Source organism: Burkholderia sp. HI4860 (assembly GCF_002223045.2).
Classification (GTDB): Bacteria; Pseudomonadota; Gammaproteobacteria; order Burkholderiales; family Burkholderiaceae; genus Burkholderia.
Window position 1 is genome coordinate 3,661,112 of sequence record NZ_NKFO02000003.1, and the last position, 14,340, is coordinate 3,675,451.

Genomic DNA, 14,340 nt, shown 5'->3' on the forward strand with positions numbered 1-14,340 from the left:
GTCGATACCACGAGCCGGCGCGCCTAGCGCGATGCGCCGGCTCGTTTGGCGCGTGTCCCGGCCGGCTGCGTGGCCGGCGCGCGCGCCAGATGCTCGACGAGAAAGTCGACGAACACGCGCACGCGCGACGACAAAAAGCGCGCATGCGGATACAGCAGCATGAACGGCCGCGACCGGCCGCCGAGGCCGGGCAGCACTTCCACGAGCGTGCCGGCCCGCAGATCCTGCTCGACGATGAAGCGATAGGTCTGGAACAGGCCCGCACCGCTGCGCGCGAGCGTCACACCGGCAAGATAGTCGCCCGACGTACCGTAGCTGCCGGTCGTCGCGACGTCGATCCCTTCCGAGCCATCGTTGAACAGCCACGGAATCGCTCGCCCGCTGCTCGGCAGCTCGAACTGGATGCATTCGTGCGCATGCAGGTCGTCGACGGCGGCCGGCATGCCGGCGCGCTTCAGGTAGCCGGGCGTCGCGACGATCACGAGTTCGGCATCCTCCAGCTTGCGTGCGATCAGGTTCGAATCGGCCGGCGCGCTGCCGCGGATCGCGAGATCGTAGCCTTCCTCGGCGAAGTCGATGTTGCGGTTGCTCAGGTGGGTGTCGACGCGCACGTCCGGATACCGCTCGCGAAACGCCGGCAGCAGCGGCAGCACGCGATAGTGCCCGTACGGTGTCGGCATGCTGATCCGCAGCACGCCGGCGGGCGTCGCCTGCTGGCCGGTCGCCTCGCGCTCCGCGTCGACGAGTTGCGACAGCGCGTCGCGACATTGCTCGAAATAGCGGCGGCCGGAATCGGTCAGGCGGATCTGGCGAGTCGTGCGCACGAACAGCCGCACGCCGAGGCGCGCCTCGAGCCGCGCGACCGAGCGGCTGACCGCGGCCGGCGTGACGCTCGCCGCGTTGGCCGCGAGCGTGAAGCTGCCGAGTTCGGCGGCGAGACAGAATAGCTCGATGCTGCCGAGCAGCAGATCGTCGAATTGTCGTTGCATGGGGCGATTCCTGCCGTCTCCGGCGCGTGGCGCGCGATGGAGCCGAGTGTGCATGAATCCCGCCCGGGAAACCAGCGGGCGTGCATGGCGAGATTCGTTACACCGCGTCGTGAATCAATTGCGCCGCTGACATTTACCGGTTTCGGCCGCCTGACTACAGTGACTCACAGGCAGCACCGATCGCCCGAACCCTTTTCCCGCAAGGAGCCCGACATGACCGTCGAACAGAAACTGGCCGACCTCGGCCTCCCGTTACCCGAGCCGCCGAACCCGCTCGGCAGCTATACGGCCGCCAGCGAAGCCGGCAGCCTGTTGTTCGTGTCCGGACAATTGCCGCTCGTCGACGGCAAGGTCGCGTATACCGGCCGCGTCGGCGAGCAGTTGAACGTCGACGAAGGCAAGCATGCCGCCCGGCTCGCGGCGCTGAACGTGCTCGCGCAGATTCGCCGGCACCTGGGCGGGTTCGAGCGCCTGCGCAAGATCGTGCGCGTCGAGGGGCATGTGAGTTCGGCCGACGGCTTTTTCGGGCAGCCGGCCGTGATCGACGGCGCGTCGGACCTGTTCGCCGCCGTGCTGGGCGAAAAGTCGGGCCACGCGCGCTCGGCGTTCTCCCAGCGCCAGTTGCCGGCCAACGCGGCCGTGATTCTCGTCGTGATCGCCGAGATCGACCCGGCCTGACCGATCGGCCGCCCTGCGGGGCGGCCCGCCATTCCCGGAGCGTTTTCACCTGCCCTGCCCGGAGGCGTCGCGCGTCGAATATCGGGGATCGACCGTCGGAATGCCTTATCCCGTAAGGCTGTACACGTTCCAGATACATTGAAATACAAAATATCGCATGCGATTTAATCGAATACGCTTGACTGAGCGGATCGCCTCGACGAAACTCCATCGCATGCGATCGAATCGCATCTGAAACAAACCACCCAACTGACGGAGCAAATGATGAGCAAGATCGAAAAAGTGCTGTACACGGGCAAGACGCATACGACTTCGGGCGGCCGCGACGGCTCGGCGCGCAGTTCCGACGGCCGCCTCGACATCCAGTTGTCGTCCCCGGGCAGCGCCGGCACCGGCACCAACCCGGAACAACTGTTCGCGGCCGGCTGGTCGGCCTGCTTCATCGGCGCGATGCAGCTTGCGGCGCGTGCCGCGAAGGTGACGCTGCCGGCCGATCTCGCGGTCGACGCCGAAGTGGATCTCGGCACCGCCGGCAATGCGTACTTCCTGCAGGCCCGGCTGAACGTGAGCGTGCCGGGGCTCGATCGCGACGTCGCGCAGCGCATCGTCGATGCGGCGCACCAGACCTGCCCGTATTCGAAGGCGACGCGCGGCAACATCGACGTCGACATCCGTATCGCTTGAACGATGCATCAGGCGGCCTGGCGCCGCCTTGCCGAATGCCCGATTTCCTTTCTTTCCTTTTGAGGTGAATGATGAATACCCGACTGATCGCCGCCCTTCTCGTCGCTGTTTCGGCCACGGTGGCCGCACCGGCGTTCTCCAGCGAATCGACCGTGACGCGTGCGCAGGTGCGTGCCGAGCTCGCGCAGTTGCAACAGGCCGGCTACCCGCTGAATCGCGCGACCGACGCCACCTATCCGAATGATCTCCAGGCTGCACTCACGCAGATCCATGTCGTCGATGCGGTCGCCCGCAACGAGCAGGCGTCCGGCTACGGCAGCAACGGCGAGGCGGTAACGCAATCGGGCCGCCGGCATGCGCTCAGCGTGGCCGACCGCTCGGTGTATTTCGGTCATTGAGCGCGACGCATCGTCGATACGCGAACCCTGAATCCCTTCTATTTCTCTTCTGTCGAGGTCAATGATGAAAACCCAATTGATTGCCGCCCTTCTCGTGGCCGTTTCCGCATCCGCTGCCGCACCGGCGTTCGCCGATGCAACCGCCGTGTCCCGCGCGCAGGTGCGTGCCGAACTCGTCCAGCTCGAACAGGCCGGCTATCGTCCGGGCCGCGCGAACGATCCGCACTACCCGGACGATCTGCAGGCCGCGCTGACGCGCATTCACGCGAACGACGCCGCAGTGGCCGACGCAGCGACGTCCGGTTACGGCAGCGACGCCGCCGCCGCGACGCGGTCGGGCCGCCGGGCCACGACGCGAATCGCCGAGCGTTCGATCTACTTCGGCCATTGAACGAAACCGCGCACGGTGCGCAACCGCTGAATTCCCATTTTCTTGTCGAGGTGAATGATGAAGACCCAACTGATCGCTGCCGTTCTCGCTGCCGTTTCGGCTGCCGTTGCCGCGCCGGCGTTTGCCGGTGACGGCACCGTGACGCGCGCGCAAGTGCGTGCGGAACTGGCCGCGCTGCAGAAGGCCGGCTACCTGCCGAACCGGCCCAACGACCCGAACTATCCGGACAATCTTCAGGCTGCGCTGCGCCGGGTCCACGACACCGATGCAATCGCGGCCGAGTCGCAGGCATCGGGTTACGGCAGCGACGCCGGCAGTGCGACGCAGTCGGGCAGCCGCAGCGCGGTTCGCATGGCCGAGCGGTCGATCTACTTCGGCCATTGAGCATGGCGCGTTGGAATCGTCGCGCCGATCCGGGCAGTTCGGTACGGGGGGTGAGAAACGGGAGCGCGCGAGCGCGGCGCGCGCCTCGCCGGTCGTCGGCGAAAAACAGCGTTGCAGGTCGGCACGCACCACGTACTCGTGTCGGCCCGGGATTCGACGGTGCGCCGTGTCGATGCGGCGGCCGGCGCTCGCGGCCCGTGATCGTCGAAGCAGCAACATCAGCCGTGGCAGGCCGGACAACAAGCCGTACCCGAGCGCGTTCACGATGACGCGCTCCCCTCCATCGAGGGTCGCATGCCGCTCGAATCGAGCGATGGCATGGCATCGAAGCCGCGCAAAATAGCGGCTTCCACAACCGTATCGCGCAACGGCCGCGCAACGGGCCTCTGATGGCCGGCCGCATCGATTCGGCGCTCGAAGCGATACACGATGGCGGGCGGGAAGTTCATCCACGCGACACCCACCCGGACGGCGCGAATGCGCATGGCCTCCAGGTCGCACGCCGGGATCGGGCAGCGCGGCACATACGTGAACTGGTAGAACGCGCCATCGGCGGCGAGGTGGCGCGCAAACGCGCAGCGAACGATCGCGACGGCCCGTTCGACCGGCATCGCGACGAGCGGCAACCCGCTCACGATCGCATCCGCACGCGCCCCGCCGAAGAAGTCGCCCGTCATGCCGAGTTGCGCCGCATCCATCTGCATGACCCGCAGCGCGGGAAACTGATGCCGCAGTGTGCTCGCGAAAGCGGGATCGGCTTCCACCAGCACCAGCCGGTCACTCGTGACGCCGCGTGCGAGCAGTGCCCGCGTGAACACGCCGGTGCCCGCGCCGAGTTCGATCACGGTGGCGCCGTCGCGCGGGATATCGGCGGTGATCAGTGCAGCGAGTGCCGGGCCGGATGGCGCAAGCGCGCCGACGCGGCGTGGATGGCGCAACCAGGTACGCAGGAACAGCAACCATTCGGGGATTCGCATCGACAGGCTCCAGACAGGATCGATCGGTCAACGACATGTCGGGCTAGGTGGCAGCTCGTGCAGCCAGGTAGCCGGCCGTGATGAACAGCGTGTTCCAGAGCGCGATGCCGGCCGCGGCACCCGACGCGAACCGCGCGAAACTCGTCTCCAGCAAGCCGGCGAGCGCGGGGGCGACGAGCCGGACGAACGGCACCAGTTGCGACCAGAGTGCGAGCCGCGTGGGCCGCGCGCGGATGCCGTCGATCAGCGCGTCGATTCTTGCGGGCTGCAGCCTGCCCAGCGGCGCGATGCGGCGCAGCAGGGTCAGCACGCTGTCTTCCGGCCACAGGTTGCCGAGCGCGTAATGCAACAGGCAGCCGGCGAAGCTTCCAAGTGCCGTGACGACGATCGCTTCCGGCAATGTCCATACGCCTTGCGCGCTGGCGACGCCGATCATCGTGAGGAGCGCGTGGGACGGCAGCACGGGGATCAGCCGCTCGATCAGCGACAGGCCGACGAGGCAGGCAATGCTGTTGGCGCCGGCCACGCTGAACGCGAGGCCGAACGGGACGAGCGTGGCGAGCTGGTTCATCGCATCGCTCCCGCGCGACCGGCGCGCAACGCCCACCACGCGCACAACGCACGCGGCCTTCCGTGCCAGAATGGCCCGCACCGACGCGGCGCGAAGGTGGAGCGTCGTGCCGCATTGCATTGCAGCAACGGAATTGAAGGACGTGACACGGTCATCGCGAGCCTCTCGAGGAAACGCCAGATGCATTGCACCGGCAATGTGGCGAATGGCACGCATCGTGGCCCCCGGGCTTTAAGAAGTTTTTAATCGCGGTCGGTCAGGCTGGCGACCTCGACAATCGAGGAGCGAAACCGATGCATATCCTGCTGGTGGAAGACGATGTCATGCTGGCCGACGCCGTGTGCGCGGGCCTCAGGCAGAACGGCTGGCGCGCGGACTGGTCGGCCGACGTGCCGGCGGCGCGGCTCGCGCTCGTCGGCCACGACTACGACGCGGTGCTGCTCGACCTGCAACTGCCGGGCGCGTCCGGCTTCACGCTGCTCGCCGCGATGCGCGCGAACTACGACCCGACGCCGGTATTGATCGTGACCGCGCGCGATCAGCTGAGCGACCGGATCCGCGGCCTCGACGCAGGCGCCGACGACTATCTCGTGAAGCCGTTCCAGCTCGACGAACTCTACGCGCGGCTGCGCGCGCTGACGCGCCGCAGCCAGGGCCGCGTGTCGGAACGCCTGGTCTACCGCGACGTGCACGTCGATCCGGCGCGCAAGGAAGTCACGCGCGCCGGCGAACCCGTTGCGCTCAGCATCCACGAGTACCGCACGCTGCTGGCGCTGATGGAGCGGCAAGGCCGCGTCGTCACGCGCACGCAGCTCGAAGCGCGCGTGTACGGCAACGACAGCGATATCGAAAGCAACACGATCGCGGTGTACATCCATCAACTGCGGCGCAAGCTCGGCGACGAGCTGATCGTGACGGTGCACGGCTTCGGTTATCGCGTCGGGGAGAGCCCGGCATGAAGTCGCTACGCGTGCGCCTGCTCGCGACCGTGATGGCGGCGGTCGTCGTGTTCTGGGCGAGCTGGGGGGCGTTTCTCGGCATCGGCCTGTGGCGTGAGCAGCGCGGCTGGCGCGACGGCATGCTCGAGAGCGCCGCGCAACTGCTGCTCCTGGCATTGCCGGATACGATCGATCGCCTGCCCGCGGCGAACGCCCAGGCGGTCGTACCGAACACGGCGTATGGCAACTACGACGTCGCGTTCCAGGTCTGGGTCGATGGCCGGAACGTGATGCACAGCGTGGACGCGCCGGGGCCGGCCCTCAAGGCCGACCTGCGGGACGGATACGGGGTGAGCACCGGGCGTGGCGTCGCGCACGACGAGACCTGGCGCGTGTACTCGCTGTCGGATCCGGCAGGCCGGATTCACGTTCAGACGGGCGGCCCGGCCACGACCTGGCAGGAGAAGGCGAACAATGCGCTGCAACTCGGCCTGTTCAACATGGCGGTGATGCTCGGGATGCTGGGCGTCGTGATCTGGTGGGTGATCCGCTGGTCGTTCGGGCCGGTGCGCGACGTCCAGCAGGCGATCCAGCGCAAGGCGGCCTTCGATTTCTCGCCGTTGCCGCTGGTCACGCTGCCGCGTGAGCTGCGGCCGCTCGTCGAATCGTTCAATCGTCTGCTCGCGCGGCTGAGTCAGGCCGTCGATACCGAGCGCCGTTTCATCGGCGATGCGGCGCACGAGTTGCGCACGCCGCTCGCTGCGTTGTCGGCCCAGGCGGAAGTGGCGTTGCAGGCGGACAGCCTGGCGGACAAGAACGAAGCACTGCGCCGGCTCGCAACGGGCGTCGAGCGCAGCGCGCGGCTATCCGGGCAATTGCTCGAACTGGCGCGGCTGGATGCCGGGTCACGGGCCGACCAGCACGCGCCGGTCGACCTGTCGCGGCTCGTTGCACTGATCGCGAGCGACTTCGACGCGGCCGCGCATGCGCGCCGACAGACGATGCGGATCGCGGTCGAACCGGTGCGTGTCTGGGGCGACCTCGACGAGATCGCCATTGCGGTGCGCAACCTGATCGACAACGCGCTGCGATACGGCCGTGACGGCGGGCGGGTCGAGATTGCGTGCGACGTCCCTGCCGATGCAGACGGCGCACGGGTCAGGCTGCGGATCGCGGACGACGGGCCCGGTGTGCCGGCCGATGAGCGCGAGCGGATCTTCGAACGCTTTTACCGGGTACCGGGGACGGTGCAGCCGGGCAGCGGCATCGGCCTGTCGCTCGTCGCGCGAATCGCCGAGTCTCACGGCGGTTCGGTCGAAGTAACGACCGGGATCGGCGGGGACGGGCTGGCGGTGATCCTGTCGTTCCCGATATGGATGGATCCGCAGCGCTGGCAGCGGTAGTTGGCGCGCCGCGCCCTGCCCGTCCGATCCCGGTCTATGCTGTGCCACCGACACCTTCAATCAAGGAGCGTTTCATGTCCGATGCAACGACCGGAAACCCGCCAGGCAGTGCGCACCCGCTCGACCGTGTGGTGTGGAATGCGCTGACGGGCAGGCAGCGCCGCTTGGCGCTCGGTCATGACCGAGCATGGCGGTTTCCGGTAGCCATCGCGCCGTTTGCCGCGATGGAGGACACGAGCGCGGCGTCGTTCGACGCGTTGCGCGCACTGATCGCCGCCCACGGGCCGGCGGCACTGGTCACGCCGGACGAGATCGAACCGCCGGCGGGATTGTCGGTGATCCGGCGCGCGAACCTGTTGCAGATGGTCTGGCAACGGACGCTCGACCCGGCGCCTCAATCGGGTTACGTCACGCTCGCCGAAGCCGACGTGCCGGACATGCTCGCGCTGACCACGGCCGCCCAGCCCGGCCCGTTCGGCCCGCGCACGGTCGAGCTCGGCCATTACATCGGCATCCGCAGCGAAGGCAGGCTGGCCGCGATGGCCGGCGAGCGGATGCAGGTCGACGGGTATACGGAGATCAGCGCCGTGTGCGTGGATGCCGCGTTCCGGGGGCAAGGGCTGGCGGCGCGTCTGATGCGTGCGTTGATCGCGGAGATCGATGCGCGCGCGGATACGCCTTTCCTGCACGTCCTCACGTCGAACCAGGTGGCGATCGAGCGCTATCTCGCATTGGGTTTCGTCGTACGCCGCGAGATGAACCTCCTGGTGCTGGGCGACGAGCACGCATGACGACGCGGCCGGCACGATGCACGTGCCGGCCGCTGTTGTCCGGGTATTTATTCGTCGGTCGACCGGATCAGGTTGCCGCGCAGCGTGACGATCGCCTTCTGCATCTTCGCGAATTCGTCCGGCTTCAACCCGGTGGCTTCGACCAGATTCATGTCGAGCCCCTTCTCTCTCACGCGGCGGCCGGTCTTCGTCAAGCTGACCAGCACCTGGCGCTCGTCCGACGGATCGCGGTGCCGTTCCAGGTAGCCCATCGCCTCGAGCTTCTTCAGGATCGGCGTCAGCGTATTGGATTCGAGGAACAGCTTCTCGCCGAGCTGGCCGACCGTCTGGTTGCCCTGCTCCCACAGCGCAATGATCGTGATGTATTGCGTATACGTGAGGCCGAGCTCCTCGAGAATCGGCTTGTAGGCCTTGCCGAACGCAAGGTTCGTCGAGTAGATCGCAAAGCACAGGAACTCGGACAGCTTTGGCGCGGCGGCGGATGGGGCTTCGGTCGGTTTCATGAACGTCCTCCAGCGGCACGAACGGCCGCAGATAGACGCATTATATATCGCGTGCGATCTTATCGGAAGCATGATAATCGCTCGCGATGAACCGGCGCGCGGTCAGCCCGCCCTGCGGCGCTTGCCGGTCTGTGTCCGGCTGACCGACAGCATCGAACATTGCACCGGATGCGCGATTTCGGTCGCGAGCCCGCCCGCGGCAAACAGCAGGATCATCAGCCAGCGTTTCATGCGTCCTCCACGACCGAGAGGCTCGCGCCGTTGGCGACCGTTGCATCGAGCGCATACGGGTCGACGCCATCGAGGCAGCCGAGATTGACGCGCCAGCAGGCGGGGTTCATGCGCGTTTGATGGAACGGATAGATGCCGCAATGGCTGCAGAAATAGTGACGGGCCGTGCGTGTGTTGAACTGGTAGCACGTCAGCGCGCCCTCGCCTTCGACGATCTTCAGTTCGCTGGCCGCGAACATCGGGCTCATCAATGCGCCGCGCCGGCGGCACATGCTGCAGTTGCAGCGCGTCGCCGGCGTAATGGCGGTTCGGACTTCGAATTTGACGGTCCCGCAATGGCAGGACCCTTTGAACCAGGTTGCAGACATGGTGCACTCCTGAAGAGGTCATGCCTGCTTTATAACGGACGCTCGAGCGTGCTTTGTATCGCGATGTATCCGGGGTTCGTGCTGATACAGAACATTGCAAATTAGCCGCGGGCGGCGACGTATCGATTCGGCGATCGGGGTGCGTTCACGATCGCCGCTATAGGCCGGCGGCTCGCCGCCCGCGATTCTTGCGATCAAATCATTCCAGCACGTGCTGCAGCCGCTCGATCGCCGCCCGCGTTTCACGTTCGAGCGCGGCGAACAGCTCGGCCGCCGGCAGCGACCGCGCGAGCGGCGCCGCCTGCCCGGCCCACTGCGCGCCGTAGCCGAATTCCCCCTTTGCCTTCGCGGCCGCGTGCAGCGCCTTGCCGGCGTCGTACGCGATCGGGTAGGCGGGGGTGGCCGGCGCGTGCGGGTCGTCGCCGAGCGCGGTGAGCCGGTTCGCGAGGCCGCGTGCGATCCGGCCCGAGATCGCGGCCGTGAACGTCGTGCGGCGGGCCGCGTCGCCCAGCATCGCGCGGCGATAGCCGTCGTCGATCGACGTCTCCGGGCATGCGACGAACGCGGTGCCGAGCTGGGCGGCCTGCGCGCCGAGCGCGAGCGCGGCGGCGATGCCCTCGCCGTCCATGATGCCGCCGGCGGCGATCACCGGCAGCGCGCATTCGCGCACGATCAGGCGCGTGAGCGCGATCGTGCCGAGGCGATCGTCATGCGCGGTCGAATCGAACACGCCGCGGTGCCCGCCCGCTTCGATCCCCTGCGCGACGATCGCGTCGATGCCGGCAGCGGCGATCTGGCGCGCCTCGTCGAGATGCGTCGCGGACGCGAACAGCGTGACGCCCGCGCGCTTCAGCGCGGCGATCACGTCCGCGGACGGCAGCCCGAAATGGAAGCTGACGACGGCCGGCTTCTCTTCGACGAGCAGCGCCTGCATCGCATCGTCGGCGACGAAGCTCGTATAGATCTCGGACAGCGAGGCGGGCGGCGTTGCACCGTATTCGCGGAACGCCGGCGCGAGCCATTCGAGCCACGCGCGTTCGACGGCCGCGTCGGCGTGCGCCGGCTGGTGGCAGAACACGTTGATGTTGAACGGCCGGTCGGTGAGCGCGCGCGTGTCGCGGATCATCTTGCGGGCGCCGTCGGCGTTCGTCGCGCCCACGCCGAGCGAGCCGAGCCCGCCGGCATTCGACACGGCGGCCGCCAGCGCCGGCGTGCTGACGCCGGCCATCGGCGCCTGGACGATCGGGGCGCGCATGCCCAGCGTGCGCAGCAGCGTCCGGTTGTCGGTCGATTGATTCATGTCGCTTGCCTCCTGCAGGATTCGTCATCGAAATGCGTCGGCCGGATGCGGGCCGACACGCGTGTGTCGGGTTCGGATCGATGCGCGTTCGTCGTGCGTGGCGCGCGGCCGGTCACGTGAGCGTGATGTCGAATACGATGGGTCGCACGTGCGGTGCGGCGGTGTCTGCAATGCCGGCGATGGTGCATGTCGTCGCCGCTTCCCGGCGCGACACCGGTCACTGCGCTCATCCTACGCCAGCCCGCGCTCCGCCGCCCAGCCGCTACTATCGGCCGCGCGCCCAGTGCGCGAGCCCCGCGCAGGCCGCCAGCAGCGCGCCCGTCACGAAGAACACCGAATGCAGCCCGAGCGCGACGCCGATCTGCCCGCCGATCACCGGGCCGACCACCTGCCCGCTGAACTGCGCGGACTGCAGGTAGCCGAGCATCTGCCCGGTCGCGCGCTCGTCGACCGATTGCCGCACGAGCTTGCCGATCGACGGCAGCAACCCCGCGAGCGACATGCCCATCAGCCCGCGCAGCGCGGCAAGCTGCCACCAGTGCGTGACGAACGCCTGCGGCACCATCGCGAGCGCGGTCAGCAACAGGCAACCGATGATCACGTTCCAGCTGCCGACACGGTCGGCCAGCGCGCCGAGCCGTGCTGCGGTCAGCATGCTGCCGAGCGCCGAACACGCCATCACGACGCCGGCGACACGCGCAAGGTGGTCGCCGCCCACGCCGAGGCTGCCGATATAGACGGTGATGATCGGTTCGATCGACATGTTCGCGAGCAGCACCATCATCGCCGTCACCAGCAGCGCGGCGACCGCTGCACGATTCGTGCGGTGCGGCGTGCCGGCCGCGGCGCTCGACGTGCGCGTGCCGGCATCGGTGCCGGCATGGAAGTCTTCCTTTACGACGAAGATCGTCAGCAGCGCGGCGACGGCGATCATCGCGCCACCGGCGAAGAACGTGCCGCGAATGCCGAGCCAGCCCGGCAGCAACCCGCCGACGAGCGGCCCGACCAGGTTGCCCGCGAGCGCACCGGTCGACAGGATGCCGAGCGCCCAGCCCGCGCGCTCGCGCGGCGCCTGCGTGCCGACCATCACGGTCGACGCCGACGCGTAGCCGCCGACGAGCCCCGCGAGCAGCCGCAGCGCGACGAGTTCGACGACGTTGTGCGCGACGCCGATCAACGACATCACGATCGCCATGCCGATCGCGGCACGCACGAGCATCGGCTTGCGCCCGAATCGATCCGCGAGGCGGCCCCACAGCGGCGCGGTGACGGCCGTGCCGAGAAACGTCGCGCCGAACGCGATGCCCGACCACTGGATCACGGCCGATTGCGCATCGACGCCGAGTTGCCGGACGTACAGCGGCAGGAACGGCAGCAGCATGCTCAGGCTGACGAGCGTCGTGAACGAGCCGAACACGCAGACGGCGAGATTGCGTCGCCAGTAGCGCGTGTTGCGTTCGGCGTAGCTGGCGGCGGGTCGCTCGGCCCGTGCCGTGGCGGGGGCATGCGAGATCGTGCTCATTGCGCGCTCCCCGTCGAGGCCAGCTGGGCGGGAAGCCCCTGCGTGACGAAGATGGCCGGCAACGGCGCGAATGCGAAACGGGCCCTGCCGATGCCGGTGAGCACGCGGTGGGTCAGTCCGAACGCGCGGGCGCGAGGCTGGACGGGAAGCGCTTGATGCATGTCGACCTCCATTCGCTGAACGGGCGCCATGCGCGACCGTTGGTTGAAGGAAGTCTAGATTGAGCTGGTTATCGGGAGAATCCTCGTCTCACGAAAGCCATTCTTCCGCATCCCGGTTCAATCGCCGTCGGTAATGGCCGCCAGCCGCGCGAAGTGCTCACGCAGGCGCGGCGCCGCGAAATCGACGAATGCGCGCACCTTCGGCACCGCAAGGCGTCCGTAAGGTGTGACGAGATGGATGGGCAGCGGCGCGTGCTCGCTGTCGCTTAGCACGATCCGCAGCGTGCCGTCCCGCACCGGTTCGGCGACGTGATACGAAAAGAGCCGCGTGACGCCGTGCCCCGCGACGGCCGACGCCACCGCGCCGCGGATCGTGTTGATGATGAAGCGCGGCGCGAACTGGACGACCTGCGGCAGCGCCGACGGCGTGGACGGCGGGAAGCTCCACGAGTCGAGGCCGAAATGCGTCATCGAGATGATCCGGTGCTGCGCGAGATCGGCTGGCGTCTCGATTGCCGGATGCTTCGCCAAGTAGTCGGGCGACGCCACGACGACCCGCCGCACCGCGCCGACCGGAATCGCGACCAGCGTCGAATCGGACAGGTGCGCGATCCGCAGCGCGACGTCCATTCCTTCGTCGATCAGGCTGACGGGACGGTCGAGCAACTGCAGCCGGATCGACACGGCCGGATGGCGTTCGATGAATTCGTCGAGGAGCGCGCGCAATACGTCCTCACCCGCGGCGACGGGTGCGGTGACCGTCAACAGGCCGCGCGGCGCCGAACGTTCGTCGGCGACCAGCATGTCGGCTTCCTCGAGATCGGACAGGATGCGGCGGCACGCGGCCGCGTAGCGTTCGCCGGCCTCGCTGAGCCGGATCGTGCGCGTCGTGCGGTACAGCAGCGCGGTGCCCGTGTGTGCTTCCAGGAACGCGATCGCGCGGCTGACCGCCGCCGGCGAGCGGCCGAGCTTCCGGCCCGCGCCCGCGAGGCTGCCCTCGTCCAGCGTGGCGACGAACACCTTCATCGCATCGATTCGATCCATGGCGTGTCAGCGAGTGCGCGCGGTCGTGGAGTGGGCGGTGGGCAAGCGAGCGTTCAGTCTACCGCACGCGGGTGACGCGCTTTGCCGGGGGATACTGCGCTTGCCGTTTTGGCCCTACAATGCGCAGGCGAAGAAACCGCATGATCGGCCGTCAGGGTGCCGCGTTCATCGAACGCAGCGTCCGACATTCAAGCGGTTCCGCAGAATAACCAACAACATCCAACAGCACACATGAAAAGAAGAACATTTCTCGCGCTGCCTGCCGTGGCAGCGTCGGGCATGCTTGTCGGCTGCTCCAATTTCGGTCCCGTCACCAAGGCGTGGATGAAGGATTCGGAATACGACGAAACCTTGTCGACGTTCCTGATCACCGCGGACGGCAAGCAGCTCGTCGTGCTCGGCAAGAAATATCACTACATCTTCGAGATGCCGCCGAGCCTTGCAACGGTGCTCAACGCGCCCTATCGCCCCAAGATCCACACGGCGTTCAACGGTTTCGAGGCGCACGGCGACGAGATCACCGGTCGATACACGATGAGGCTGGACGACTCGGATGCGCCGACTGGCTCCGACGTGCGCGAGCGCGCGCTCGCGGATGGTTTCAAGCAGGAACGTGGCGACCTGACGTCGAAAGGCGCGATCAGCGGCAAGCGCTATCTGCCGAACGACGTCACGCCTTCGTCGGTCCCGCAGGCGTTCAATCGGCCGTACGAGGTCACGGTGACGGACAAGCTGACGGCTGTCGGCCGCGGCGCCAAGCTGGCGTTGTCGCCGATCGCGATGGCAGCCGATGGCGCGTTGGGTCTGCTCGGCCTCGCGCTGTTCCCGATCGCGCTCACCACATTCATCATCGTGGCGAGTTGAGGCCGGAATTCACGATGAAATCACCTGCCGGACACCTGTTCCGGATCGGCTGCGAGCTTGCGCGACGCAGCAGAATGCGTCGCTGAAATGAAACGAGCCGGTACGCCGCGGTGAATTACGGCGTACCGGCTCGTGTCGTGACG

At 67.6% G+C, this 14,340-nt stretch carries 19 protein-coding genes; 9 read left to right on the top strand and 10 right to left on the bottom strand.

Features of this window, described 5'->3' with window-relative positions; genetic code table 11:
* Positions 1-23: 23 nt before the first annotated feature.
* Positions 24-989 carry a LysR family transcriptional regulator gene (locus tag CFB34_RS32430; protein ID WP_089440140.1) on the bottom strand — a complete coding sequence of 322 codons (966 nt, stop codon included), beginning with the start codon at positions 987-989 and terminating at the stop codon, positions 24-26.
* A gap of 213 nt (positions 990-1,202) precedes the next feature.
* Here CFB34_RS32430 and CFB34_RS32435 point away from each other — a divergent pair, with 213 nt between their 5' ends.
* The 5 genes from CFB34_RS32435 to CFB34_RS32455 all read left to right on the top strand — a co-directional run bounded on the left by CFB34_RS32435 (position 1,203) and on the right by CFB34_RS32455 (position 3,524).
* A complete protein-coding gene (locus CFB34_RS32435; protein ID WP_089440139.1) occupies positions 1,203-1,667 on the top strand; it encodes a RidA family protein in 465 nt (154 codons plus the stop codon).
* Between the two features lie 264 nt (positions 1,668-1,931).
* Entirely contained in the window at positions 1,932-2,351 is a 420-nt protein-coding gene (locus CFB34_RS32440; RefSeq protein ID WP_089440138.1) for an organic hydroperoxide resistance protein, read from the top strand.
* 71 nt (positions 2,352-2,422) lie between these two features.
* Positions 2,423-2,749, top strand: a complete 327-nt coding sequence (locus CFB34_RS32445) for a DUF4148 domain-containing protein (protein WP_089440404.1) — start codon at positions 2,423-2,425, stop codon at positions 2,747-2,749.
* A 64-nt stretch (positions 2,750-2,813) separates the two neighbouring features.
* A complete protein-coding gene (locus CFB34_RS32450) occupies positions 2,814-3,140 on the top strand; it encodes a DUF4148 domain-containing protein (RefSeq protein WP_089440403.1) in 327 nt (108 codons plus the stop codon).
* Between the two features lie 54 nt (positions 3,141-3,194).
* Positions 3,195-3,524, top strand: a complete 330-nt coding sequence (locus CFB34_RS32455; protein WP_089440137.1) for a DUF4148 domain-containing protein — start codon at positions 3,195-3,197, stop codon at positions 3,522-3,524.
* Between the two features lie 260 nt (positions 3,525-3,784).
* Here the strand turns inward: CFB34_RS32455 and CFB34_RS32460 are convergent, their stop codons facing one another.
* Both CFB34_RS32460 and CFB34_RS32465 read right to left on the bottom strand, forming a co-directional pair.
* Positions 3,785-4,501, bottom strand: a complete 717-nt coding sequence (locus CFB34_RS32460; RefSeq protein ID WP_089440136.1) for an rRNA adenine N-6-methyltransferase family protein — start codon at positions 4,499-4,501, stop codon at positions 3,785-3,787.
* Positions 4,502-4,544: 43 nt separating this feature from the next.
* Complete coding sequence (locus CFB34_RS32465; RefSeq protein ID WP_089440402.1) at positions 4,545-5,072, bottom strand: VTT domain-containing protein; 528 nt, start codon at positions 5,070-5,072, stop codon at positions 4,545-4,547.
* A gap of 293 nt (positions 5,073-5,365) precedes the next feature.
* On the opposite strand from CFB34_RS32465, the gene CFB34_RS32470 reads away from it, so the two are divergent.
* From CFB34_RS32470 to CFB34_RS32480, 3 genes are all read left to right on the top strand, one after another.
* The gene (locus tag CFB34_RS32470; RefSeq protein ID WP_089440135.1) at positions 5,366-6,031 is read left to right on the top strand and encodes a response regulator transcription factor; all 666 of its coding nucleotides are present in this window, start codon (positions 5,366-5,368) and stop codon (positions 6,029-6,031) included.
* The gene (locus CFB34_RS32475) at positions 6,028-7,413 is read left to right on the top strand and encodes an ATP-binding protein (RefSeq protein ID WP_089440134.1); all 1,386 of its coding nucleotides are present in this window, start codon (positions 6,028-6,030) and stop codon (positions 7,411-7,413) included. Before CFB34_RS32470 ends, CFB34_RS32475 begins: the two co-directional genes overlap by 4 nt.
* Before the next feature lie 74 nt (positions 7,414-7,487).
* Positions 7,488-8,204 carry a GNAT family N-acetyltransferase gene (locus CFB34_RS32480; RefSeq protein ID WP_089440133.1) on the top strand — a complete coding sequence of 239 codons (717 nt, stop codon included), beginning with the start codon at positions 7,488-7,490 and terminating at the stop codon, positions 8,202-8,204.
* A gap of 47 nt (positions 8,205-8,251) precedes the next feature.
* On the opposite strand, the gene CFB34_RS32485 is transcribed toward CFB34_RS32480, so the two are convergent.
* The 7 genes from CFB34_RS32485 to CFB34_RS32510 all read right to left on the bottom strand — a co-directional run bounded on the left by CFB34_RS32485 (position 8,252) and on the right by CFB34_RS32510 (position 13,333).
* Positions 8,252-8,707: a MarR family transcriptional regulator gene (locus tag CFB34_RS32485; protein WP_089440132.1), complete on the bottom strand. Its 456-nt coding sequence runs from the start codon at positions 8,705-8,707 to the stop codon at positions 8,252-8,254.
* 102 nt (positions 8,708-8,809) lie between these two features.
* The gene (locus CFB34_RS39120) at positions 8,810-8,938 is read right to left on the bottom strand and encodes a hypothetical protein (RefSeq protein ID WP_256979858.1); all 129 of its coding nucleotides are present in this window, start codon (positions 8,936-8,938) and stop codon (positions 8,810-8,812) included.
* Positions 8,935-9,306: a GFA family protein gene (locus CFB34_RS32490; protein WP_089440131.1), complete on the bottom strand. Its 372-nt coding sequence runs from the start codon at positions 9,304-9,306 to the stop codon at positions 8,935-8,937. The genes CFB34_RS39120 and CFB34_RS32490 overlap by 4 nt, the downstream gene beginning before the upstream one ends.
* 199 nt (positions 9,307-9,505) lie before the next feature.
* Positions 9,506-10,606, bottom strand: coding sequence for a nitronate monooxygenase (locus CFB34_RS32495; protein ID WP_089440130.1), 1,101 nt, complete (start codon positions 10,604-10,606; stop codon positions 9,506-9,508).
* 265 nt (positions 10,607-10,871) lie between these two features.
* On the bottom strand, positions 10,872-12,128 hold the full coding sequence (locus CFB34_RS32500) for an MFS transporter (RefSeq protein WP_089440129.1): 1,257 nt from the start codon (positions 12,126-12,128) through the stop codon (positions 10,872-10,874).
* Positions 12,125-12,289 carry a hypothetical protein gene (locus tag CFB34_RS32505; protein WP_179243635.1) on the bottom strand — a complete coding sequence of 55 codons (165 nt, stop codon included), beginning with the start codon at positions 12,287-12,289 and terminating at the stop codon, positions 12,125-12,127. The genes CFB34_RS32500 and CFB34_RS32505 overlap by 4 nt, the downstream gene beginning before the upstream one ends.
* 117 nt (positions 12,290-12,406) lie before the next feature.
* Entirely contained in the window at positions 12,407-13,333 is a 927-nt protein-coding gene (locus tag CFB34_RS32510) for a LysR family transcriptional regulator (protein WP_089440128.1), read from the bottom strand.
* A gap of 156 nt (positions 13,334-13,489) precedes the next feature.
* On the opposite strand from CFB34_RS32510, the gene CFB34_RS32515 reads away from it, so the two are divergent.
* Complete coding sequence (locus tag CFB34_RS32515) at positions 13,490-14,197, top strand: 5-formyltetrahydrofolate cyclo-ligase (protein ID WP_242808719.1); 708 nt, start codon at positions 13,490-13,492, stop codon at positions 14,195-14,197.
* Positions 14,198-14,340 lie beyond the last annotated feature (143 nt).